The 23671-nt window shown below is 36.2% G+C and carries 16 protein-coding genes; 4 read left to right on the top strand and 12 right to left on the bottom strand.

Annotation, left to right across the window (positions count from 1 at the left end; genetic code table 11):
* Nucleotides 1–72: 72 nt before the first annotated feature.
* The 4 genes from ACF3OB_RS06880 to ACF3OB_RS06895 all read right to left on the bottom strand — a co-directional run bounded on the left by ACF3OB_RS06880 (nucleotide 73) and on the right by ACF3OB_RS06895 (nucleotide 3209).
* Nucleotides 73–1359 carry a TonB family protein gene (locus tag ACF3OB_RS06880; RefSeq protein ID WP_392447228.1) on the bottom strand — a complete coding sequence of 429 codons (1287 nt, stop codon included), beginning with the start codon at nucleotides 1357–1359 and terminating at the stop codon, nucleotides 73–75.
* Nucleotides 1359–1730: a BlaI/MecI/CopY family transcriptional regulator gene (locus tag ACF3OB_RS06885; protein ID WP_018278204.1), complete on the bottom strand. Its 372-nt coding sequence runs from the start codon at nucleotides 1728–1730 to the stop codon at nucleotides 1359–1361. Before ACF3OB_RS06885 ends, ACF3OB_RS06880 begins: the two co-directional genes overlap by 1 nt.
* Before the next feature lie 165 nt (nucleotides 1731–1895).
* Nucleotides 1896–2747, bottom strand: a complete 852-nt coding sequence (locus tag ACF3OB_RS06890) for a pirin family protein (protein ID WP_392447229.1) — start codon at nucleotides 2745–2747, stop codon at nucleotides 1896–1898.
* Between the two features lie 66 nt (nucleotides 2748–2813).
* The gene (locus ACF3OB_RS06895) at nucleotides 2814–3209 is read right to left on the bottom strand and encodes a hypothetical protein (protein WP_392447230.1); all 396 of its coding nucleotides are present in this window, start codon (nucleotides 3207–3209) and stop codon (nucleotides 2814–2816) included.
* Nucleotides 3210–3402: 193 nt separating this feature from the next.
* On the opposite strand from ACF3OB_RS06895, the gene ACF3OB_RS06900 reads away from it, so the two are divergent.
* From ACF3OB_RS06900 to ACF3OB_RS06915, 4 genes are all read left to right on the top strand, one after another.
* Nucleotides 3403–3759: a helix-turn-helix domain-containing protein gene (locus ACF3OB_RS06900; RefSeq protein ID WP_042347632.1), complete on the top strand. Its 357-nt coding sequence runs from the start codon at nucleotides 3403–3405 to the stop codon at nucleotides 3757–3759.
* 340 nt (nucleotides 3760–4099) lie between these two features.
* The gene (recJ, locus tag ACF3OB_RS06905; protein WP_392447232.1) at nucleotides 4100–5794 is read left to right on the top strand and encodes a single-stranded-DNA-specific exonuclease RecJ; all 1695 of its coding nucleotides are present in this window, start codon (nucleotides 4100–4102) and stop codon (nucleotides 5792–5794) included.
* A gap of 302 nt (nucleotides 5795–6096) precedes the next feature.
* Nucleotides 6097–10347: an alpha-glucan family phosphorylase gene (gene glgP / locus ACF3OB_RS06910; RefSeq protein ID WP_392448765.1), complete on the top strand. Its 4251-nt coding sequence runs from the start codon at nucleotides 6097–6099 to the stop codon at nucleotides 10345–10347.
* A 244-nt stretch (nucleotides 10348–10591) separates the two neighbouring features.
* Nucleotides 10592–12976, top strand: coding sequence for a TonB-dependent receptor domain-containing protein (locus ACF3OB_RS06915; protein ID WP_392447234.1), 2385 nt, complete (start codon nucleotides 10592–10594; stop codon nucleotides 12974–12976).
* Between the two features lie 500 nt (nucleotides 12977–13476).
* On the opposite strand, the gene ACF3OB_RS06920 is transcribed toward ACF3OB_RS06915, so the two are convergent.
* The 8 genes from ACF3OB_RS06920 to ACF3OB_RS06955 all read right to left on the bottom strand — a co-directional run bounded on the left by ACF3OB_RS06920 (nucleotide 13477) and on the right by ACF3OB_RS06955 (nucleotide 23661).
* Nucleotides 13477–13833 (bottom strand): arsenate reductase family protein, encoded by a 357-nt coding sequence (locus ACF3OB_RS06920; RefSeq protein WP_392448767.1) that lies wholly within the window; start codon nucleotides 13831–13833, stop codon nucleotides 13477–13479.
* 4 nt (nucleotides 13834–13837) lie between these two features.
* Nucleotides 13838–14848 carry a 3-oxoacyl-ACP synthase III family protein gene (locus ACF3OB_RS06925; RefSeq protein WP_042347636.1) on the bottom strand — a complete coding sequence of 337 codons (1011 nt, stop codon included), beginning with the start codon at nucleotides 14846–14848 and terminating at the stop codon, nucleotides 13838–13840.
* A gap of 129 nt (nucleotides 14849–14977) precedes the next feature.
* Nucleotides 14978–15715, bottom strand: a complete 738-nt coding sequence (locus ACF3OB_RS06930) for a DUF6048 family protein (protein WP_042006872.1) — start codon at nucleotides 15713–15715, stop codon at nucleotides 14978–14980.
* Nucleotides 15681–16193 carry a DUF6452 family protein gene (locus tag ACF3OB_RS06935; RefSeq protein ID WP_042006871.1) on the bottom strand — a complete coding sequence of 171 codons (513 nt, stop codon included), beginning with the start codon at nucleotides 16191–16193 and terminating at the stop codon, nucleotides 15681–15683. The genes ACF3OB_RS06930 and ACF3OB_RS06935 overlap by 35 nt, the downstream gene beginning before the upstream one ends.
* Nucleotides 16194–16382: 189 nt before the next feature.
* Entirely contained in the window at nucleotides 16383–18947 is a 2565-nt protein-coding gene (mutS, locus tag ACF3OB_RS06940; protein WP_392448769.1) for a DNA mismatch repair protein MutS, read from the bottom strand.
* Between the two features lie 37 nt (nucleotides 18948–18984).
* Complete coding sequence (locus ACF3OB_RS06945) at nucleotides 18985–20133, bottom strand: glycosyltransferase family 4 protein (RefSeq protein ID WP_198540575.1); 1149 nt, start codon at nucleotides 20131–20133, stop codon at nucleotides 18985–18987.
* A 299-nt stretch (nucleotides 20134–20432) separates the two neighbouring features.
* Complete coding sequence (locus ACF3OB_RS06950) at nucleotides 20433–22430, bottom strand: family 20 glycosylhydrolase (protein ID WP_392447235.1); 1998 nt, start codon at nucleotides 22428–22430, stop codon at nucleotides 20433–20435.
* A 37-nt stretch (nucleotides 22431–22467) separates the two neighbouring features.
* Nucleotides 22468–23661: a metallophosphoesterase gene (locus ACF3OB_RS06955; protein ID WP_095912037.1), complete on the bottom strand. Its 1194-nt coding sequence runs from the start codon at nucleotides 23659–23661 to the stop codon at nucleotides 22468–22470.
* Nucleotides 23662–23671 lie beyond the last annotated feature (10 nt).

The raw sequence follows: 23671 nt of genomic DNA on the forward strand, positions 1-23671 counted from the left end.
AGGTAATGAAAAAATTGACGGTTTCCAATGAAAAAAAGACAAAGCCCAAAAAAAATGGGCTTTGTCAAAATCCTATTTACCTAATTTAAAACTTATTGGATAAACGAAATTTACTGCAATATTTTTACCTTTGTGTTTTGCTGGAATAAGTTCAGGTAGCATTTCTATGAGACGTTTTGCTTCTTCTTGAAGTAGCTTATCGCCTCCTTTTAACGATTTTACAACAACCTTTCCTTCAGCGCCTATGACAAAAACCACGGTTACCTTACCTTGTAGATTATTTTTTAAAGCAGCCTCTGGATATTTGAAATTACGTGCTATGTGTGCGTCCATTTTTTTTCTGAAGCAATCTAAATTTTCACTTTCAGAAACATTTTCACACTCCTTAAAACGAGGTGTTTTATCTACTTTCGTAAAGGGAAGTGTGTCATTAACAACTTGATTGTTTGTAAGTTGAGCTTCAGTTACTGAAATTTTTGGAAGGCTTTCCGATAGATTGTTTTGCGGAGCATTACCTGCCGAAAGCATCAGCACTGAAACTGCCAATGCGGGGATTGCCAATAAGTATTTTGACATCCCTTTTGTCGATTTTTGTTTTTGTTGTAACATACTTAGTCTTCGTTTAATAAGTTTGGGAGCAGACCAATAACTGGTAAGTAAATCAATCTTCGTTCCCAAAGCTTGGTTAATAAGTGTTTGATAATAATAGTTTTGAAACTTAGGGTAGGTTTGCCTATCGGCTTCAAATTCGTGTGCTTCTACCAATCGTTTCTGATAGAAATACAACAACGGATTAAACCAAAAAACAATCTTCATCAGTTCCAAAAACAACAAATCAAGCGAGTGCCACTGCTTTTGATGCACCTTTTCGTGTTCAATAACACAAGTTTCTTCCGCTTGTTCTTTGCCTACATAAATGTTATTCATAAATGTAAAGGCTTGGGTCAAATCCTCTAATAGGAAAATACGAGTTCCGTTCAGAACCACCTGTTGTGAACGGTACAATAGGCGGTTCAACCGTATTATTTTTATGATGAAAAGCAATCCGAAGCATACTGCTCCGATACCGTAAATCATTTCATACCAATTGATAGCATTCGTGTTGGAGGCTATAACCATATTTTCTGAAGTTGTATTGGCATAGGCGACAAATTCTTCCAAACGGATAGCCGCTGTAATATTATCGTTTGCCAAAGAAACCGGGAAAAAAGGCAATGTTAATGAAAGTGCAATTCCCGATAGCAGGAAAAAGCGATTTATCCTAAAATAAGGCTCGTTTTTGAAAAACGCTTCGTAAAGCAATAAAAACAAAAGCTGTACGAACATCGTTTTAACTGAATATATTAAAAAGTTTTCCATCACTTTTCCTTTTTAAGTTTTTGCAATAGGTCTTCTACATCTTTTAAGTCGATGTCCTTTTTTTCAACAAAGAAGGAAAGCATTGATTTAAAAGAACCTTTAAAATAATTTTCAGCCAAGTCTTTGAGTGATTTGTGACTGTAAATTTCCTTCGATACTATTGGAAAATAGATAAATCCTCTACCTTGTGGCTCGTGACTGACAAACCCTTTATTTTCCAATATCCGAACCACTGTTGATACCGTGTTGTAGGCAGGTTTGGGGTCATTAAGTTGTGCAATGATATCATTGACTGTACCTTTACCTAGCTGCCACAATACTTGCATAATTTCTTCTTCGGCTTTAGTAAGCGTTTTTATAGATTGAGACATTAACTTATTATTTTTATACGGCAAATATACAAACTATTTTTTTAGTTACAACTATTTTTTTAGTTTTATTTTATAAAAAACTTGAATTAAGCACAAAAAAAACACCTAATAAAAAGAAAATCAATTTATTAAGTGTTTATTATTTTGTTAGGTTTCACATTTTCGTTACTTCAACTCTCCAAACTTGCCTTGTTCAAAATCTTGGAAGGCTTGTATGAGTTCTTGGCGGGTATTCATCACAAACGGACCATAAGCGGCAATGGGTTCTCCACTAAGCACCAATATCAAGGCATCAGAAGTGGCTTCCACAGTGAAATTTTCACCATCGTTTTTGAACAAAACAAAGTGGTCAGCAGTGACTTCCTCCTGTTCGTTTACGCGGATGCTTCCCTCCACTGTTACCAAAGTCGTGGTGTAATGTTTTGGGAAAGAAAGTGTGGTTTTTCCTCCTCTTTGCAAACGCACATTATACATATGGATAGGACTAAAAGTAGAAGCCGCACCTTTCACGCCGTTGTATTCCCCTGCAATAACCGCTACCTCGCCATCGGTTATCGGAACTTTAGGGATATCCACATTTTTTATTGCCTGATACTTAGGCGGAGTGGTTTTGTACTTTGCTGGAAGATTCACCCACAGCTGCATCATATGGAAAAGTCCTCCCGATTTGCTCCACTCGGTTTCGTGAAATTCTTTGTGTAAAATACCATTTCCAGCGGTCATCCATTGTACATCGCCCTCTCCTATCACTCCACCTCCACCTGCACTATCAGCGTGTTCTACCTTGCCTTTGTAAGCGATGGTTACGGTTTCAAAACCCTTGTGCGGATGCACATCTACACCTTTCGGAATTTCACTCGGTGGGAAAACATACGGGGCATTATAATCCATCATTATAAAGGGGTCCATACGCTCCATAGAAGAAGTTCCAGGAATGAAATTATGTACGCGAAATCCGTCTCCCACAAAATGAGGTGTGCCGGGACGAACGATTTTTTCTATATGTTTGGTGTTCATAATCTCTTTTTTAAATTTGTTATTTATTGTTTTACAGCATATTATCTACAATAAAAATTATTCTGACTATTCGTTTTTCTTAAAAATATTGGTTTTATCCAAGTTCAGAAAAGGATTGTTCAAATTCGGATTATCTTCAAAAGTATAATTCGACATTCTTCTTCTAAATAATTCATTACGAAGATTGATGACTACTTTTTCCAAATCTGCCATATTTTTGAAATTTGCTTTTTCAAATATAATCTCCGAATCTAAAATTCCTGCGATTTTCTTTATTTTGAGGATTTCTTGTTCTTCAATGGTTGCATCTGCCAATATTGCTCCCACAGCAAAGAGATTCAATTTTTCAATGGCTTGTTCGGCATTATCCGCAAATTCAAACACAACTGAAGTATATACTTTTGCCAACTCTCTGATGAAAGTTTCTTCTTTAGAAACAATCAAAACAACATTTTTTTTCATTGTTTAATCTCCTTTTATTTTTCTGATACAAAGATACGACTATATGCAATACATTTTTCAGTAATAGAACATTATCAAGTTAATATAATTTTATATAGTAATTGATTTTTAGATGTTTATTTTGAAAAATGTAGATATTCAATGTTTTTCTATTTGCCAATATTGTCTATTTTTGCAATCTAAAAAACTTTTGATGAAAGAAAACAACGAAAATAAATACACGGAAATACAATCGGTTTTAGATGCGATTGAAGTCATTGGCGGAAAGTGGAAATTTCCTATTATTTACAGCCTCTGCGACCATACCAAGCGGTTTAAAGAATTGGAAAACGAACTAAAAGGTATTTCACCCAAAGCCCTTTCCAACGCTTTGAAAGATTTGGAAATGAATGGACTAATACATCGCGAAGTGTTTCCCACCGTTCCCGTTACGGTAGAATACAGCCTTACGCCCTACGGCAAAGACCTAAAGCCTGTACTTTCTGCCCTACAAGAATGGGGCAAAAAACACCGTGAAAAAATCGTGGAATCTTGTAAGAAGGAGGAGTAAGGATTATTTTGTATTTCTAAATCACTCATTGACGGAATGTTAGTAAAAAAACATCTATCAGGTAAATGTTCCCCGAAATGAGAGCCATTATATCTGTAACAAATTGATCAAAATAGAATCACAGATAGAAGTGTTTTAAAATCTGTTTTTTTATATTTGCCTAAAGTTACTGAAATATAATGCTTTATATTTGTGTAAAGTACTGTTTTTCACGCAAAACATTATTTTGAAATAATTTGAACAGGATATTATTTAAAGAGTAGCTCCTACAAATAATTGTTTTAGGAAAATATCAAAAACTAAAAAAGGAAAGCAATAATCCATTAGCAAGAACTTAAACATGAATTACAATTGGGTTTTCAAACAATCACCTCAAAAAGAAATAGTAGCTTCACTCCAAAAAGAACTCAATGTCAGTGAAACAATAGCTACGTTATTGGCTCAGCGAGGAATCACTGATTTTGATAAATCAAAACGCTTTTTCCGTCCGTCATTGGATGATTTATATTCTCCTTACTTGATGAAAGATATGGAAAAGGCAGTATCGCGCATTCATAAAGCTATTGAAAATCAAGAAAATATACTCATATATGGTGATTACGACGTAGATGGAACTACCGCCGTGGCACTAATGTATTTATTTCTACAACAATTCACCCATAATATTGATTTTTATATCCCCGACCGATATAGCGAAGGCTACGGCATTTCTTTTCAAGGAATTGACTACGCTTCCGATAATGACTTTTCGTTAATTATTGCTTTGGATTGTGGTATTAAGGCAGTTGATAAAGTAGCATATGCCAATGAAAAAGGAATTGATTTCATTATTTGCGATCACCACCGTCCGTCTGAGATTGTACCCGATGCATTGGCCATTCTGAACCCCAAACAAGTCGATTGTTTGTATCCTTACAAAGAGTTATGTGGCTGTGGGGTAGGGTTTAAACTCATTCAAGCACTCAACGAACATTGGGGATATCCTTTTGAGGAAATCCTACCATTTTTGGATTTAGTAGCTACTGCCATTGCTGCTGACATTGTTCCTATTACGGACGAAAATCGGGTGTTAATGTATTTTGGTCTGCAAGTGTTGAACCAAAATCCGAGAGTAGGACTGAAGGCTTTGTTGGAAGTGGACAAACCTGTGAAGACTTCCAATGTAGTGTTCCGATTAGCGCCCCGTATCAATGCCGCGGGGCGTATTGAACACGGCAAATTTGCAGTAAAATTGCTTACGGAAAACGATGAAAATAGAGCCATTGAAAAGGCTAAAATCATTGAAGAGTTCAATACGGAACGCAGAGATTTAGACCAAAATATTGCCAATGAAGCCTTAGCACAAATTCAAGAGAATAAGGAACAACATCGTTTTTCGACTGTGGTTTACGCACCATCATGGCACAAAGGCGTGATAGGGATTGTAGCTTCTCGTCTTATTGAGACGTACCACCGTCCTACGCTTGTATTTACTAAAAGTGGAGAAAAGTATGCAGCTTCCGCACGTTCCGTTTCTGGTTTTGATGTATACGAAGCCTTGGAACAATGTTCCGAGTATATTGAGCAATTCGGAGGACATAAATATGCTGCAGGACTCACTCTTTTGCCTGAGAAATACAGCCTTTTCAAAGAAAAATTTGAAGAAATTGTTTCTAAAACCATCACAAAGGAATTGTTACAGCCCAAAATAACGATAGACACCATGCTTCCATTGGAACAGATTACGGATAATATGTTTCGCATTATAAGTCAGTTTGAACCCTTTGGGCCACACAATATGACACCTATTTTTTACGCTGAAAATGTGATAGATACAGGCGTAGCAAAAGCTATCGGCAAGAATGGAGAGCATTTACGATTAACTTTGAAGGAATGCGGAGGAAATCGATTTTTTACCGCCACAGCTTTCAATATGGCTCATATGTTACCAACTATCAAACAAGGTAATGTTTTCAAAATTGCCTATTCACTTGAGGAAAATTTTTGGAACGGGAAAAGATACCTACAATTGATGATTAGAGATATAAAGTTTTGATTTTTATTAAATTATCATCTTTTTTTGAATTAGTATCTACTTTTTTCTTAATTAAATTTATCATCTAATAAAATATTGAAAATCAATCAATTGTATAGCAGAATTAATAACTTACCGAACGAAAAAAACTATGGATAATGAAAACTATTGTTCCAAAATAAAAAAAAGCAGTTAGCACGAGTTGAGTGTGGCTCAAAACAAAACATCTTTCTCTCTTGCAAAAAATAATATTTATTTGTACCTTTACCTCTTGAAAATTTAACTTAAAAATAACAACATACGATAAATATTTAGATTACATCATTATGCCAACAAAGAAAATGACATTAAATCCTGACTACATCTTCGAAACAAGTTGGGAAGTGTGCAACAAGGTAGGTGGTATTCACACCGTTATCTCAACCAAAGCGTTGAGCATTACTAAAAAATTCAAAAATAAATACATCCTCATTGGGCCAGATATCTGGCAACACGCTGAAAACAAGGAGTTTATTGAAAATAAAGAACTTTTCAAATCGTGGAAAACCAAAGCAGGAAGCGAAGGGCTTCGAGTGCGTGTAGGAAATTGGAATGTGGCAGGAAATCCGATTGTGGTTTTAGTGGATTTTTCGAGCTACATCAGCAACAAAAATGAGATTCTACGCTACTATTGGGATACATACAAACTTGACTCATTAAACAGCTCATGGGATTACATCGAATCAGTACTTTTTGGATACGCTGCAGCCAAGGTTATTGAGAGCTTTGTGAAATTCAACACCGCTTCACGCGAAAATGTACTGTGTCATTTCCACGAATGGATGACAGGTAGTGGTTTGCTCTACATCGAAGACAAAATGCCAAAAGTAGGTTCTGTTTTCACTACACACGCCACCGTTGTAGGTCGTTCAATTGCAGGAAATGGTTATCCGCTCTATGACAATATGAAAGGTTACAATCCTGAGGAAATGGCATATCGATTTGGAGTGCAACACAAGCATTTCTTGGAAAAAACCGCAGCGAAAGTGACAGATTGTTTTACTACTGTGAGTGAGCTAACAGCACAGGAATCGCTTCATTTCTTAGGTCGTAAAACTGATATGATTACTCCAAACGGATTTGAAGACAGTATTGTTCCTTCATCCAAAACTTTTGATAAAAAACGCAAAGAAGCTAAAAAACAACTCCATAAAGTAGCTCAAGCTCTAGTTGGGCATACGCTTAGTGAGGATACTAAGATGTTGGCTATCAGCGGAAGATATGAATTCAGAAATAAGGGTATTGACGCTTTCATTGATGCTTTAGGCACGTTGAACCGCAATCCGAAAAATAAAAAAGAGGTAATTGCTTTCTTGCTAGTTCCTACGGCTCATGAGGGCGTAAACCATGGGTTACAACATAATTTGGACTATCCGCAACAAGCGGGAAATAATGACCAAAAACATTTAACGCACTATTTATCAGACCCTAATAATGACCAAATTCTACGCAGAATCTATGAACAACAACTTTTCAACCGCAAGGAAGATAAAGTGAAAGTGGTGTTTTGCCCTAGCTATCTGAACGGCAATGACGGTATATTCAATTTGTCGTACTACGATGTACTTATTGGAATTGACGGCACTGTATTCCCTTCATATTATGAGCCTTGGGGGTATACGCCATTGGAAAGTTTAGCTTTCAATGTGCCGACAATCACGACTTCTTTGGCTGGATTTGGAAAATGGGTAGAAAATTATTATCCTGAAAAACAGAAATCTATTGAGGTTATCAAGCGTACTGACAGCAATTATGGTGATGTAGTTAGTGAAATCACTAAAAACATATCATCACTACTTCTGATGAAAGATTCTGACTTTGAATTAATTAGAGAAGAAGCAGGTAAAGTGGCCGAAATTGCCCTATGGAAGAACTTAAGTAAAAATTACTTTAAAGCCTACGAACTGACCTTAGAAAATATTGAAGAACGAATAATTAGTCTGCCTAACATTGACACAGACGCAGCTTCTGTATTAGAAAAAAGTAAAATAGTGAATACTCCTATTTGGCGTAATATTATCATTCACAGAGCGATACCAGAAGCACTACAACCTTTGGAAGAATTGGCAAAAAACCTTTGGTGGTGTTGGAATGACGATGCTTCGGATTTATTCCACAGCATTGACCCTCAAAAATGGCTTGATTCTCGCAAAAATCCAATAGAATTGTTGGATATGATTTCGCTTTCAAGGTATAAAGAGCTTGAGAAAGATACTGCTTTTATGAAACAACTGTCAAACGTATATAACAAATTCCAAAATTACATGGCTAAAAAAGTAGACATGGTAAGCCCATCGGTTGCTTATTTTAGCATGGAATATGGGTTACATTCTTCTCTAAAAATATATTCGGGAGGATTGGGAATTTTGGCAGGAGACTACTTGAAAGAAGCTAGTGATAAGGCTACAAAAATTACTGGTGTAGGACTACTTTATCGTTATGGATATTTTACTCAAAAATTATCTTCCGCAGGAAATCAAGAGGCTGATTATGAAGCTCAAGATTTCTCAAAAATTCCAGTCACCCCAGTGATTGACACCAATGGAAAATGGATGGTCGTGGCAGTGGATTTACCTGGAAGAACATTGTACGCGCGTGTTTGGCGAGTGGATGTAGGACGCATTGAGTTATATCTATTAGATACTGATTTTGAAGATAATAGAGAGGATGACCGCTTTGTAACCCACCATCTTTATGGGGGAGATTGGGAAAACCGTCTGAAACAAGAAATGCTTTTAGGATTAGGAGGCATCAAAATGTTGCGTAAGTTAGGAATTGATGCTGAGGTATATCACTGCAATGAAGGACACGCGGCATTTATTGGACTGGAACGACTTAGTGAATACATCCAAAATGACAATTTGTCTTTCTCCGAGGCTATGGAGGTAGTACGAGCTTCATCTTTGTTTACTACGCACACACCAGTACCAGCAGGACACGATTTCTTTGAAGAAGGTATGCTAAGAGCTCATATTGAGAATTATACCGATAAACTACACGTAAGTTGGGAACAAATTCTATCCTTAGGAAAAATTAACTTGAACAATCCAAGAGAGAAATTCTCAATGAGTAATTTGGCGGCTAATCTATCACAGGAAGTAAATGGAGTGAGTTGGCTACATGGAGAAGTTAGTAAGGATATCTTCAAAAATCTATGGCCAGGTTATATGCCAGAAGAGTCACACATCAGCTACGTTACCAATGGGGTACATAAACCAACATGGACAGCTACCTTATGGAAAGAAATTGAAGATGAGGTGTTTGGTGAAGATTTCAAAAAGAATCAATTTGACCCTAAAGGTTTTGAAGGGATTTATAAAGTGTCCGACAAACGTATTTGGGAAGTCAAAACAGAATTACGAGCAAAATTATTACGTCGTGTGGAGCAAAAGTTACGTTTGGAAAAAAATACACCGTATTTCTCACCTAAACAGTTAATTGAAATCAAAGAGAATTTAAGAAAAGATATTCTTACTATTGGTTTTGCACGTCGTTTTGCGACTTACAAACGAGCCCACTTATTATTCACTAATATTGAGCGTTTGGATAAAATAGTAAACAATCCAGAGCGACCAGTACAGTTCATTTTTGCAGGAAAAGCACACCCTGCCGATAAAGCAGGTCAGGATTTGATTAAACACATCGTTGAAATCTCGAAAATGCCACAGTTTTTAGGTAAAATTCTTTTCATTCCTAACTATGACATGGAGTTAGCTCGTCATATGGTACAAGGAGTGGATGTTTGGATGAACACTCCAACGCGTCCGCAAGAGGCTTCTGGAACCAGTGGAGAAAAGGCTGCAATGAACGGAGTGATGCACTTTAGCGTACTCGACGGTTGGTGGGTAGAGGGCTATCGCGAAGATGCTGGTTGGGCTTTACCAATGGAACGAGCTTACGAAAATCAAGAGTATCAAAATGAAATGGATGCCGAAATGATATACAACATCATTGAGGATGAAATTGCTCCTACATTCTACGAAAAAGATAAAGACGGCATTTCACAATCTTGGTGTGCGTTAATTAAAAATACTATTGCTAAAGTGGCAGTAAATTTCACAACAACACGTATGCTTACGGATTACGAAAATCAATATTACTTCCCTATGAGCGAACGTGCTGCGAGTTTGAAACAGGATAATTTTGCCTTAGCAATTCAAATTTCGGACTGGAAACGCAAGGTAAATCAAGAGTGGGATAACGTCAAAATAGTAAGTACTGAAATTCCGAACAAGAACAAACAATTGATTTCCATAGGAAATAACTACCAAGCAAAAATAACTTTGGACATTGGAGGGCTGAACATGAATGACATTGGTTTGGAATTGGTCATCGCGCGTGAGGACAAGGAAGGAAAAACAAAAGTAATGGACAAAAAAGAATTTACACCAGCTTCACAAGAAGGTAGTAAAGCTCTTTATACCTTAGAGGTGGTTACCGAGTATCCAGGTTCATTACAACTTGGACTTCGAGTGTTCCCGAAAAATGATTTGTTACCACACCGCCAAGATTTTGCATTAGTGAAGTGGTTCTAATAGGTAGGTACTGATAAGTATTTGGAATTTTACCATAATAAGTTCAACACCTAATAGTTTTCTCATTCAAAACTTTGTCAGAGTTTAAACTTTGGCAAAGTTTTTTTATAATGTATTAAATTCATTGGGCAATCATCGTAACGATTAATCGAAAAAGATACTCTTTTCCTTGAAAAGAGTATCTTTTTTGTAACATTTCCCGTTTTTATGCATCTTTAAGATGGAAATCAAAAACAGAGTTGCTATGAAAACCATATTTTCTTTTTTGTGTTTACTATGGGCAATAAGTCTTTCCGCCCAGGAAGTCACTCTTTCAGGAGACGTGAAAAATCAACAACAAAAACCCGCTGAATTTCTGAATGTCATCTTAAAAAAAGACGAAAAACCCGTACACGGAACACTTACCGATGCTTCGGGGAAATTTTCTGTAAAAATCCCGAAAGGCGATTACACGCTCATTTTAGAACAATTCGGCACCGAATTTCTTTCCAAAAAAATCTCCGTTTCCCAAAATACCGATTTGGGAATTCTGCAAATCAATCAAGCTATTGAAGTGGAAGCCGTAACTGTTGAAGGTCGTAAAAAACTTGTAGAACAAAAAGTGGACAGAATTGTTTTCAACGTAGAAAATTCTGTTCAAGCAAGTGGTGGAGATGCCCTCGATGCACTAAAATCTACGCCAGGAGTTCAGGTACGTAACGAAGATATTTCCATTGTTGGCAAAAATGGTTTACGCGTGATGGTCAACGATAAAATAATACAACTTTCGGGAGAAGGACTGACCAATTTTCTCAAATCTATAGCGTCCGACAATATCCAAAAGATTGAAGTTATCACCACACCGCCTTCCAAATACGACGCCGAAGGCAACGCAGGGCTAATCAACATCGTACTTAAAAAAGCCAAGGAAAACCATTGGAGTACCACTCTGCGAACTTCCTACCAACAAGGAATTGAAGGGAATTTACGCAATGGTGCGAATTTTTCGTACCGAAAAAATAAGTTTTCCGCTTTGGCTGATTTGGGATATACGAACGGCAAGCAGCACTACGAAAATGATATTCATTTTTGGTATCCAAAAGAATATTGGGTGAATCGTTTAGAGTCTAAGAGTAAGGTGAAAATTTGGTCGCCTCTTTTAAATTTAAACTACGACCTAACCGATAAAAGTACTCTTGGGGTGCAATTTATGGGAAACTTTTTTAACAGGGAAATCAATGGTTCTACCGCAAATCGTGCGTATCTGTACAATAGTCCGAAACTGATAAAAGAATACATAACGCATCAAAACAAACCTGAAAACACTCAAAATCTGTCTGTTAATGTGAATTTCTTGCAGAAAATCGGAAAGAAAGGAGCTAAACTTACCATCGACACTGATTATTTCCATTATAAGAAAGATAGAAATGATGATTTAAACACTATTTTCTATAATTATCAGCTAAATATGCAACCAAAATTATTTGGAAATTCTCTCTCAATGCAACAGATAGATAATTATTCTTTTAAGGCAGATATGGAAACACCTGTTTCGTGGGGAAATCTTTCTTTCGGAGCGAAAATTGCCCGAACACAGACCGACAATATCGCTCAATCCGATTTTCGTGATGAAAATCAAATAGAAACTCTTGCTCATAAAGACCACTTTCTTTATACAGAAGATACCCAAGCCTTGTACGCCGATTGGGCAAAATCTTTCGGAAAGAAATGGAGCGTAAAAGCCGGCGTTCGAGGCGAAAATACACAAACCAAAGGAGTTTCCGTTTTAGCAAATAATGAAACACACAAACGAAATCTCTTTAAACTTTTCCCGACATTATATATTCAATATCAAATTAATGAGAATCACAACATTTCGGCAAATGTAAACCGTCGTATTTTTCGTCCGCAATTCTTTTCACTTAATCCAGGGAGAAACTATCAGAATCCGAAATCATATGTGGTAGGAAATCCGTTTTTACAATCTTCCTATTCATTAGGAGCTACACTCAACTATTCCTATAAACATTGGCTAACACTTCAATTATCATATACTGACATAGAAGACAGCCGAACTCAAATCACATATCACAATCCTGATTTGGAAGAAACTCAAATCCGATGGGAGAATTTTGCCAATACCAATCGATGGAGTGCTTCGGTGAATATCAACAAAAGTTTGTTTTGGTGGTGGGAAGTTTCAGCATATATGGGAGCAACTTATGAAGATGCAAGACCTTATGTCGATTTATTCCCCGATAAAATGATAAGCCGAGGAGGTTATCAAAACTTGCAGAATACTTTTATGCTCAATGAAAGCAAAACTTTACAAGCAAATGTATCGTATTTCTATCAATTTCCGTGGGATAGTGGCACGAGAAGAGTTTCAGAGGCTTCAAGTTTGGATTTAGGTATTAAGTATTTAGCTTTCGACAAAAAATTAACTCTTGCCCTTTACGTGAATGATATTTTCAAAACTGAGGCAATGACTTTTACCTCTCATATTGAAAAACAAGATATTAAGGAAAGCTATCGTCAGTATTATGACAATCGTTACGTACGTCTTTCTCTTACCTATAAATTTGGAAATAGCAAAATTTCGGTACGAAAAAGAGAGGGAGGAAATGCAGAAGAACGTAATAGAAGTTAATACAATTCGTTTATTATTTTCTACATATTTTAGAGATTTATAATTCCTTAGAATATCTCTACTTTTAGCTTCGGGGAGTGTTTAAAAAACACTCCTTTTTTGTTTTATTAGTTCGAGTATTTAGGCGAAGACTGAAAACAAACGATTAACGCTTCAACTAATTAGGCGAAAGTAGAAAACGAGCGGTTTGACACTTCAACTAATTAGGTGAAAGTAGAAAACAAGTGGTTGACACTTCAACTAATTAGGCGAAAGCAGAAAACAAGTGGTTGACGCTTCAACTAATTAGGCGAAAGCAGAAAACAAGCGGTTGACGCTTCAACTAATTAAGCGAGAGCAGAAAACGAGCGGTTTGACACTTCGGGCAAATACCCAAATATAAAAAACGAGTGTTTTCTATATATCTACGTAGGATTTTTTGTTAGTTGCTAAATTAGTAATTACGGATAATCAATAATATTTTGAAAGTCTTACAGTTTTTAATGTCTTACCATTAGGAATTATACATTCCCTAAGTACTCCTTTATTGCTTGAATGGTTTTGGTGGCATTTCCTACGAAAACTTGCTCGTCAATCACAATCACAGGACGAGCCAAAAAAGTGTAATGTTCTAAAATGAGTTGTTTATAGTCGCTTTCTGTTAGGTTTTGTGCTTTTATGTTACGATTTTTGTAAAGTTGCGAACGTTTATTGCATAAAACTTCGTAACTTCCTACCTTACTTTTCAAAAAATCTAAATAGGTTTCCGAAATCGGTGTTTTTTTAATGTCTTGTAGTTCAAAATCAGTTGGGAGTTGTAAATCATTTAAAATGCGTTTACAAGTGTCACAAGAACTTAAATAATATACTTTTCTCATCATTTTACCATCGAATAATTGCACTTGCCCATGTGAATCCACTACCAAAGGCAGCCAAAACCACCAAATCACCATCTTTAATTCTTCCTTGCTCAAAAGCCTCCGTTAGAGCAATTGGTATGGAAGCCGCTGTGGTATTTCCGTATTTCATGATGTTATTAAATACTTGATCATCACTTAGTTTAAATTTTTGTTGTATAAACTGAGAAATACGCAAATTGGCTTGATGTGGAATCAGCATGTTAATATCTTCCTTTGACAGTCCGTTATGTTGCAAACCTTCCTGAATAACTTCTGCAAAACGGATTACAGCATTTTTGAAAACATGTTGTCCGTTCATGTATGGAAAATAACTTACATCCGTTGAATCATTTTCAGCAATAATATCTGTAACCCAACGATTTGCAATTCCAGGTGCGATGAGAGCTAACTCCTCGGCATGAATTCCCTCGCTATGCAGATGAGTTGACAATATACCCTTTTGTGGGTTCTCTTCTCTTGAAATGATAGCCGCTCCCGCTCCATCGCCAAAAATAACGGACACGTTGCGTCCTCGTGTGGTAAAATCTAATCCAGGTGATTGTGTTTCAGCCCCAATAATCAAAATATTTTTGTACATACCTGTCTTTATGTACTGATCAGCAATCGAAAGTGCATAAATAAAACCAGAACATTGATTCCGTACGTCCAAAGCTCCTACGGTTTTTAGTCCTAATTCCTTTTGAACTAACACACCTGATCCAGGGAAATAGTAATCAGGGCTTAGAGTTGCGAAAATAATGAAATCAATATCGTTTTTGTCGATTCCTGCATTTTCAATGGCTTTTAAACTTGCCTTAACCCCCATTGAAGTGGTAGTATCTTCGCCTTTTATTACGTGCCTACGCTCTTCGATTCCAGTGCGTTCACGAATCCAAGCGTCATTAGTATCCATCCGTTTGGACAGATCATCATTGGTTACTACATTCGCAGGAACATAGAAACCTAAACCTTTTATTTTTGAACGATATAACATATGAATTATTGTTATCTCAATTTGATTTTCTCAGAATTTTTAGGATAATTATGAAATTATGAATCTTTTTACGCGTTTTAATTTTCTAAAAGCTTTATCTAAAACTTTCTGACGATATTTTGAAAATCATTATTGAGTGGTTGATTTATCTGTTTTTTTCTTTTCTTTTTCTTTTTTATACAGAGGAATCAAGTAGGTGATAGTATAATTGAAATTCGCTCCGAATCGGCTTCCTTCACGGACTCTGTTGAATCCAGGAATCCAATAATTAGGAAAGCTATCCGTAGGATTTGCTATCATAACCCCTAATCGCAAACTTGCTCCGGCAAATAAATTGGTGAATAATTCTACTTTCATCCCTAAGATTACTTCCAGCCAATGAGCAGTTCGACCCTCATAGCTTCGTAACCAATTGGGATTGTTTCCTGTTGTATTTTCCTCCCAGTACGGATTGGTGGTATAAATCATGTAGGAAGTCAATTCCTGAGCAAATCGCGAAAAGGCATATCTTCCTCCCATATAAATCATATTTTCCATTCCATACCAATTATTGTAGGCATTATAATCTATTCCCAATCGGATAAATTGTCCAGTAGTTTTGTATGAAAAAAAATCTTCGTTTTTGGATCTATTTTCAAAACCTACTTCGGCAGCCAAATAATAGTTATAGTTCCACCGATAGTCCCCCACAAATTCCAAACCACTGTACCCCTTTTGGAAAAAGGAACGTATAGGTTTGCTAACGTCCATTCCTACGCGCAATCCATAGCGTTGTTTGTAGGTTGTTTCTTTTGTATCTTCTTGAGCTATAGTAGTTTGATAGAATAAAAAACTAATGATAAAGCTGTATGTGAGCGTTTTTTTCATTTTCTACTTCCGTTTTTGTAACGTTAATTGATTGTATCCAAGTATCATCAGGATTTTCGATGGTAGCACTCACAGTATTATATGTAGCTTTAAAACCACATGCTCGGCTAACAAACTCTTCCTGTACCTGATATGTAAATGTGATGGTCGTCATATCTCCACCAGTAATTTCTCCCGTTGTGTTATTATAGTTTGCATTGCTTACCATAACATATGAAGTTTTGGGCTCGGCAACTTTCAATGGCAGAGCTATCGAATCGGTTGAAGCGTTGATTAACAAGGTGTTCTTTCCTTCTCCATAGACAATTAAATTTGAGACTTTCTTTTCCTTTTGGGTAGACATATCTCGGAAGCGAATCACTAATTGGGGTGTATTTACCTTTTGATCACATAAATCATCTGATTCACAAGATGTTATCCATAAAAAAGACAGTGCTAATAAAGGGATAACTATATAAAGTTTAGAATATGATTTCATTTTAACGGATTTTAGGTTGTAAAGATAGGAATTTATCATTTAACAAAACAATTCCGACCTGTTTTTTGTGTGAATTGAGGCGTCATTCAAAATCGCAACAGGATAATGTCATAAAAACTTCGTGAAAGTCATCTTTTTTAATAGACAACTTCAGCGAAGTTTTTATACATTTTACTTTAAATCAAATGATTAATTTCCGATTATCCTTTTCAATTCATTGAGTTTCATCAATGCTTCCACAGGAGTAATTGTATTGATGTCGATTTGTGTAATTTCGTTTTTGAGTTCTTCCAACAGAGGATCTTCAATGTTGAAAAAACTCAGTTGCATTTCTTTTTGAGTTGATTTCAAAGTTTCCGAAGTTGTGGAGGAAGAATGAGATTCTTCCAACTTTTTAAGTATTTTATTTGCTTTTTGGATAACGAATTGAGGCATTCCCGCCATTTTAGCCACGTGAATTCCAAAACTGTGTGCCGAACCTCCCGAAACCAATTTGCGTAGAAAAAGAACGCTATCTTTCGTTTCTTTAACCGAGACATTAAAGTTTTTAATACGTTCAAAACTTTCGGTCATTTCGTTCAGTTCGTGGTAATGCGTTGCAAATAATGTTTTAGCTTTGGAAGGATGTTCATGTAGGTATTCAGCAATTGCCCAAGCGATAGAAATCCCGTCGTACGTACTTGTACCACGACCGATTTCGTCCAAAAGCACCAAACTTCGTTCGGATATATTATTTAAAATGAGGGCGGCTTCATTCATTTCAACCATAAAGGTTGATTCGCCCATAGAAATATTATCACTTGCACCAACACGTGTGAAAATCTTATCAACAATCCCGATTTGAGCCGATTCTGCAGGAACAAAGCTTCCGATTTGAGCCAACAGAACAATTAACGCACTTTGTCGCAAAATGGCAGATTTACCTGACATGTTAGGCCCTGTAATCATTATAATTTGCTGAGAATCACGGTCAAGGTATACGTCATTAGCTATGTAGGGAACCCCCACAGGCAACTGTTTTTCAATCACAGGATGACGTCCATTCTTGATATTTAGAACAAATGATGCATCCATTTCAGGGCGACTATAATTATTTTCAATAGCAAGCTGAGCAAATCCACAAAGGCAATCGAGCTGACCTATAAGCGATGCATTTGTTTGAATTTGAGCAATATATTCATTTGTGAAAGATACCAATTCCGAAAAAATACGCTGTTCCAATTGGGATATTTTTTCTTCAGCTCCTAATATTTTAGCTTCGTATTCTTTTAGCTCATCTGTGATATATCGCTCAGCATTGACCAAGGTTTGTTTGCGAATCCACTCAGCAGGAACTTTGTCTCTATGCGTATTTCGAACTTCAATATAATACCCAAAAACGTTATTGCTATCAATTTTCAGTGAAGGAATTCCTGTACGTTCTGTTTCACGTTTGAGCATGTCGTCTAAATAGGATTTCCCTGATTGTGAGAGATTTCTTAGCTCATCCAAATCTGCAGAAAATCCTTTGGCAACAACATTTCCTTTAAGGATGTTCACAGGAGCATCATCAAAGAGCGTATTTTTTATTCGTAAACAAAGTTGTTCGCAAGCGTGCATTTTATCTCCCAATGCTTTCAGATGTTCATTGTCTGAAAGTACGCAAAGTTGTTTAATGGGAGGTATTGCCTCCAAAGACATACGTAGTTGTACGACCTCACGAGGGGATATCTTTTCTGTAGCTACTTTTGAAATAAGTCGCTCAATATCACTAATTTTAGCAACTTGCTCTTTAACTTTATGTAGGGTATCAATGTGCTGCATGAAATGTGCTACTACTTCATGTCGTTGCTCTATCTGATTGATTTTTTTCAGTGGGAGCGCCAACCAACGTTTGAGAGTTCTGCTTCCCATTGCCGACGTGGTTTTGTCAATGATATCCAACAGTGTTACGGATTGGCTCGAAGTCCCTGTGTAGAGTTCCAAGTTTCGGATAGTGAATTTATCAAGCCAAACATAGGCATCTTCAACTATACGCTGAATAGAAGTGATGTGCTGTAATTTATTATGCTGTGTTTCAGAAAGATAAAAAAGAATTGATCCAGCTGCTAAAATTGCTTCAGAAAGTTCGTCTACACCAAAACCTTTAAGAGAATTAGTTTGAAAATGCTGTGTAAGTACCTGATTGGCATAATCTTGCTTATATACCCAATCTTCCAAAAAGAAAAGGTGGAAATCCTCTCCAAAGCTGTCAATAAAATCTTTTTTTTGTTTTTTAGCAATAAGAATTTCACTAGGTTTAAAATTTTGTAATAGTTTGTCGATATAAAATCTATCACCTTGTGCTACTAAAAATTCACCTGTGGAAATATCCAGAAAAGCGACCCCATTGGTTGTTTTTCCAAACCAGAGTGATGCTAAGAAATTATTGGACTTAGAGTGAAGTATATCATCATTCAGCGCTACTCCTGGAGTAACCAGTTCGGTAACGCCTCGTTTAACAATTCCTTTGACCGTTTTTGGGTCTTCCAATTGGTCACAAATAGCAACTCGATAACCTGCTTTGACCAATTTGGGTAAATACGTATTTATGGAATGATGCGGAAAACCAGCTAATTCGGTACGTTCGCTACCGTTATTTCTGTTTGTAAGCACAATATCAAGCACTTGAGCAGTTTTGACAGCATCTTCTCCAAAAGTTTCGTAAAAATCTCCCACTCTAAAAAGCAATAGAGCATCAGGATATTTTGACTTTATCTGATTGTATTGCTTCATTAAAGGAGTTTCTTTCGTAGCTTTTTTTGACACGGGGTTATTTTTTGTGTTTGCTTAATCCAGTTTTATTTAGTATTCTTCGTATTTTTTGTTTACTTTTTCGTGTGTTGTAACTTCTATTGAAATAAAACAGAAGTAATGCTAACCCAACGAAAATAGCTGAAAGAAACAAAAACACGTAGGTGGAAGAAAAAATCGTATTTAAATATAGAATTACCACAAGAACAACTAAGTTAATGAAAGCCAAAAACAAACTTGCCTTTCCGTGAGTAAGTCCTGTGTAGTCAATCAGTACATGGTGGATGTGGCTTCTATCGGCTAAGAAAGGTTTCCCATGTCGTACAATACGCGTAACAAAAACACGTGTAGTATCAAAAAAAGGAATAAATATAATAGCCAACACAACCCAAATTTTATTGATTGGTTTTATATGAGCTTTTACTAACTCCTCGGGTGATAACGAAAAGAATTTCAATACCAAAAATCCGATAATGAAACCAACAATCATTGAGCCTGTGTCACCCATAAATATTTTTTTCTTTTCCGATAGGTTATAGCGTAAAAAAGCTAACAAAAAACCGATACAAAGAGCTGATAGCAAACAATAGTAATAATTTCCAGACAAATAAAATATATATCCGAAACCTCCAAAAATCACAATGCCAACCATTGCCGCCGAGCCATTGATACCATCAATCAAATTGAATGAATTTACAATAGCCATCATGACCATGCAAGACAGTAGCACTGAGATCCAAAAGTCAATTTCATTGATAAAAAAGAATCCGTCTAATGAACGTACCCAAAGTTGTGTTCCATAAAACAAAATAAGGGTGGAGAGTACCTGACCAATGATTTTAGTTTTAGGCTGTACGCCTACTAAATCATCCTTTAATCCAATGAAAAAAAGTATACTTACGCTCGAGATGATGTTAGTTCCTATGTGATCAACGTCATAATCACGAATGAAAAATATGGTGAAAATGATGCTGATAAAAAAAGCAATCCCTCCCATTGTAGGCGTTCTCTGCGTATGTGAGCTCCTTTCGTTCGGATTGTCCATCAAGTTTTTATTTACAACAATGTAAATAATTTTTGGCAAAACAAGATAACTCACCACGAAGGAGAGCGTGAAAACCCATATTATCGTTGCCATTAATCCTTGTGAAAGTAGAAGTTCTTTCATAAAAAAATCTCTATTCCGCAAATGTACGCAAATTAAAACGAATATTCAAATTTTTTGCGTGTACTTATAAATTCTTATAAAATAGAGTCGTTATGTCTTTTTATAAATAATTGACATATAGATTTTTATGTGTTTAAAACGTATTTTTACACGAAAATTATTTATTTCAAAATATTCATAATCTTGAATTTTTCGTTTACTAAACGTTTTTATAAACATCGCTTGGAGCATAAAAATCTTTCGTAATATTTCGAAAATTTTGCTCCAAGCGGTTATTTTCAAAAATTGAATAATCCTATTTATATCTTCTGTTCAGGACTGAAAATCAATCCTTCAACGTCTTTTTTGCCATCTAACGTAACAAAAGCAAAATTAAAATGCCATTTCACAAGGCGAACTTCGGGAGTGGAAAATTTTCCAATGGGTAACTTTAACAATATTTTGTTCCAACCTTTTTGTAAAGTTACCGCAATGGGATTTCGTACTTCAAAATTTTCGTTTGTCAGTGGAATTTCGTTCGATTTTTCTTTATGAGAAGAAGCCCACACAGGCGGTAAAATTTCCGTTCCGTTAATCCAAATTTTACTTTCTTTGTAATCCCATTTTCCTTGTGGAGGCGGTAAATCTTTTTCAGAACGGCTGTAATTCTGTGTGGCAGCCCACAACCCAACAGATTGTTTTTTAGGAGAATAGACATACGTATAAGCATACGCCGTGTGGTTGGGCTGTGGATTTTCGTAAAAACTTTTCACAATTTTTCCCCAAACGTGTCGCAAATAAACGCCCGCCCCGATGGCTGTTTTCGTACCATATTTTTTCCCATTGTAAAAATAACTTTCTGCAAAATTTTCTTGCTCGGGAGGGAAAGTTTTTGTTAGATTTCCTTCATTAGGAAAAGCATCGGTAATTTGCCATTTCATATGTGTTTGTTTTACATAAGCAAAAGGTAAATTACTGAAATATAGTTTTTTATGCCATAACATTCGGCGTTCAAAATCGTGAAAAGCAATGAAATTTTCATCTTTTTCCGAAAATAAATTTGTTCCTTTTACGTCAAAATATTCTGTCCCTCCACCAAGCCAAGAGCGTTCTGCCAAAGCCAACATCGACGGATAAAAATTATTCTGAATGATGATTTCTTTTTCATCAGGAATGAATCGGTCGTGCCAAACCGCAACGATAGCTCCTGCGTGGTTGTCATCTCCTTTTTTTACATTCAGAATACGACTATTGTACAAAGCAATTAAATCGGCAAATGCATCAAAATGATTGATATAATGCAAACGACAATCAATGGCAGGAATGCCTTTTTGTACCTTCCCTCGATAGCTCCACAGTTGCGTCATATCAATTTCCCCTTCTTTATAGTCCCAACCAGGGTTCCAAGAAATCACTTTTTTACCCTTTTTCCGAATGAAACGAACCATTTCGGGGACAAAATCAGGGTTGGTAAACTCTACTTCATCTGTCCCAATATGGAAGTACGGCACATCGAAATAAGGCATCATTTCATCAAGTAATTCTTTGAGAATCAGCATTCCTTTTTCGGTTTGCATATCACATTTAAACGCTTTTTGGAACGCCAAACTATGCCCCGGCATATCAATTTCAGGAATTAAAAGCACATTGTGTTGCTTACAGAAATCGACAAGTTCCTTAGCTTGCTCCAAAGTGTAGAATTTGGCGTGCATTCGCTCGTAACTCGAACTATCATTCAAAATCGGATATCGCTTGCTTTCCAATCTCCAACCTTGATTTTCAGTTAGATGCCAATGAAAAACATTGATTTTATATTGCGAAAGAATTTTGATTTCTTGCTTTAATTCTTCCAATGAAATAAACGTACGCCCCACATCTTGCATAAATCCGCGAATGCGAAACGCAGGATAATCCACTATGGAACAGCCTTCAAAATAGGTTTTCCCTTTGGGTAATTTTAGTTGCCGAAGGGTTTGCATTGCCCAATAAACGCCTTTCTCGGTTATGGCTTCGATTTGTATTTTTCGTTTGGAAACGATTAATCGGTATGCCTCTTCTTTGTTTAGTTCGGCTTGCGGAATACTACTAACTAACTTTATTTCAACAGATTGCTTAGCCGAAGATGAAATTTCTCCGCCCATTTCCGAAATAAATTGTCGCCACTGTTCTTGCAAAACCGAAGTTTCCAAACGCACTTTTTTGAAGCAAAAAGTCTCTCCATTAGGCTGAATGTGCTGTGGCTTGGGCAATAAATGGTCAATCCCAGCATAAGATAACGATGTGAAAATCAGTAAAAAGTAGAATAACACGTGTTTCATATGTTTTTAGTTTTTATTGGCATTAAAATGTTTATCCTTATAGTGGTTGTTTATGTCCTGTGGCGTCTACTTTGTATACAAAGCCATTTTCTATCAATAACCCTTGTGTTTTTGGGCTGTATTTTTCGTGTCCGTGCTTTACGTCTATGCGGATAACCTTACCATTATAATCGGTAGAAACAGCATCCACAATCGAATGCCCAACGACTATCTTCTGGACTTGATAGAGGTTTAGCAGTTGTTCCAAATCCTCGGGAGTTGCTTTGTTATAATGTTTGTAATCAGTTACTAAACCTCTATACCAAAAAGGACCTTTTCGTCCGAGTAAAAAATTGGCTGTTGAATCGTTTTCAGGGTTATTATAAAGGTCTTTGTCCCAATTTTTTCGAGTGATTTCGTTCATATCTTGCAAGGTAAGATTTAAGGAAATGATTTCGGAGCTAAGTCCAGCATGGACGAAAAGATAATCTCCTATTTTCACAGAAATGTTTTTGGAACGCAACCATTTACCAATTTCAGATTTTTGGGAATACAAAATTTTATAACTTTCTTTTATTGTCTCTTTGGGTGCTATCAGCTGTGCTAATTTGATGTATTTAGGGTTGGCGTATTTATATTTTCCTTGAAAGTTCATAATTTCATGGTTTCCTAAAACAAAATGAACTTTTCCGCCGTGTTTTTTAGCCTCTTGTTCAAGTTTGTAAATAAGCCATAGGGTAGGAGTCACATGTTCGCCTCTATCGACAAAATCTCCGTTTAGCACTAAGTGACCTTTACCGAAAGTCCAACTAAAACTTTGGTTGATAATTCCGTTTTTTTCAAGAAATCCGCAAAAAGCGTCAAAATTTCCTTCAATATCTGAAATTGCAATCAGTTTTTCAGGCATTGAATAGGCTACAGAATCTTTTTCGAGCTGTTTATTTAGTGAAAAATAAAAAGTACTTTTATCTTTGTTAGGCACTTGCACTCGTAAGCTATCTTTTATTTCGATAGATTTTACAAGGATGTTATTTTCATCTACATAGTACAAGGTGTCATTGATGATATAAGGCCCGTCGATGCCATTTAACTCAAACGGTTTCTTTTCATTGATTTGAAACCGCATATTCTCGCGATCCCATCCGAAAATAATTTCTTCATCGTTTATGTACTTCATATCGAAAAAGAATATTTGAATCAGAAAATAGATAGGAGATAAAATCAATAATGCAAGGATAATTTTTTTGTTCATGGGATTCGAT

It is taken from the genome of Capnocytophaga canis, from assembly GCF_043187445.1.
GTDB lineage: Bacteria > Bacteroidota > Bacteroidia > Flavobacteriales > Flavobacteriaceae > Capnocytophaga > Capnocytophaga canis.

Excerpts from the sequence above, each read along its gene's own strand:
- ACF3OB_RS06880 (WP_392447228.1), bottom strand. The coding sequence starts at position 1,359 with ATGGAAAACTTTTTAATATATTCAGTTAAAACGATGTTCGTACAGCTT.
- ACF3OB_RS06885 (WP_018278204.1), bottom strand. The coding sequence starts at position 1,730 with ATGTCTCAATCTATAAAAACGCTTACTAAAGCCGAAGAAGAAATTATG.
- ACF3OB_RS06890 (WP_392447229.1), bottom strand. The coding sequence starts at position 2,747 with ATGAACACCAAACATATAGAAAAAATCGTTCGTCCCGGCACACCTCAT.
- ACF3OB_RS06895 (WP_392447230.1), bottom strand. The coding sequence starts at position 3,209 with ATGAAAAAAAATGTTGTTTTGATTGTTTCTAAAGAAGAAACTTTCATC.
- ACF3OB_RS06900 (WP_042347632.1), top strand. The coding sequence starts at position 3,403 with ATGAAAGAAAACAACGAAAATAAATACACGGAAATACAATCGGTTTTA.
- recJ (WP_392447232.1), top strand. The coding sequence starts at position 4,100 with ATGAATTACAATTGGGTTTTCAAACAATCACCTCAAAAAGAAATAGTA.
- ACF3OB_RS06915 (WP_392447234.1), top strand. The coding sequence starts at position 10,592 with ATGAAAACCATATTTTCTTTTTTGTGTTTACTATGGGCAATAAGTCTT.
- ACF3OB_RS06920 (WP_392448767.1), bottom strand. The coding sequence starts at position 13,833 with ATGAGAAAAGTATATTATTTAAGTTCTTGTGACACTTGTAAACGCATT.
- ACF3OB_RS06925 (WP_042347636.1), bottom strand. The coding sequence starts at position 14,848 with ATGTTATATCGTTCAAAAATAAAAGGTTTAGGTTTCTATGTTCCTGCG.
- ACF3OB_RS06930 (WP_042006872.1), bottom strand. The coding sequence starts at position 15,715 with ATGAAAAAAACGCTCACATACAGCTTTATCATTAGTTTTTTATTCTAT.
- ACF3OB_RS06935 (WP_042006871.1), bottom strand. The coding sequence starts at position 16,193 with ATGAAATCATATTCTAAACTTTATATAGTTATCCCTTTATTAGCACTG.
- mutS (WP_392448769.1), bottom strand. The coding sequence starts at position 18,947 with ATGAAGCAATACAATCAGATAAAGTCAAAATATCCTGATGCTCTATTG.
- ACF3OB_RS06945 (WP_198540575.1), bottom strand. The coding sequence starts at position 20,133 with ATGAAAGAACTTCTACTTTCACAAGGATTAATGGCAACGATAATATGG.
- ACF3OB_RS06950 (WP_392447235.1), bottom strand. The coding sequence starts at position 22,430 with ATGAAACACGTGTTATTCTACTTTTTACTGATTTTCACATCGTTATCT.
- ACF3OB_RS06955 (WP_095912037.1), bottom strand. The coding sequence starts at position 23,661 with ATGAACAAAAAAATTATCCTTGCATTATTGATTTTATCTCCTATCTAT.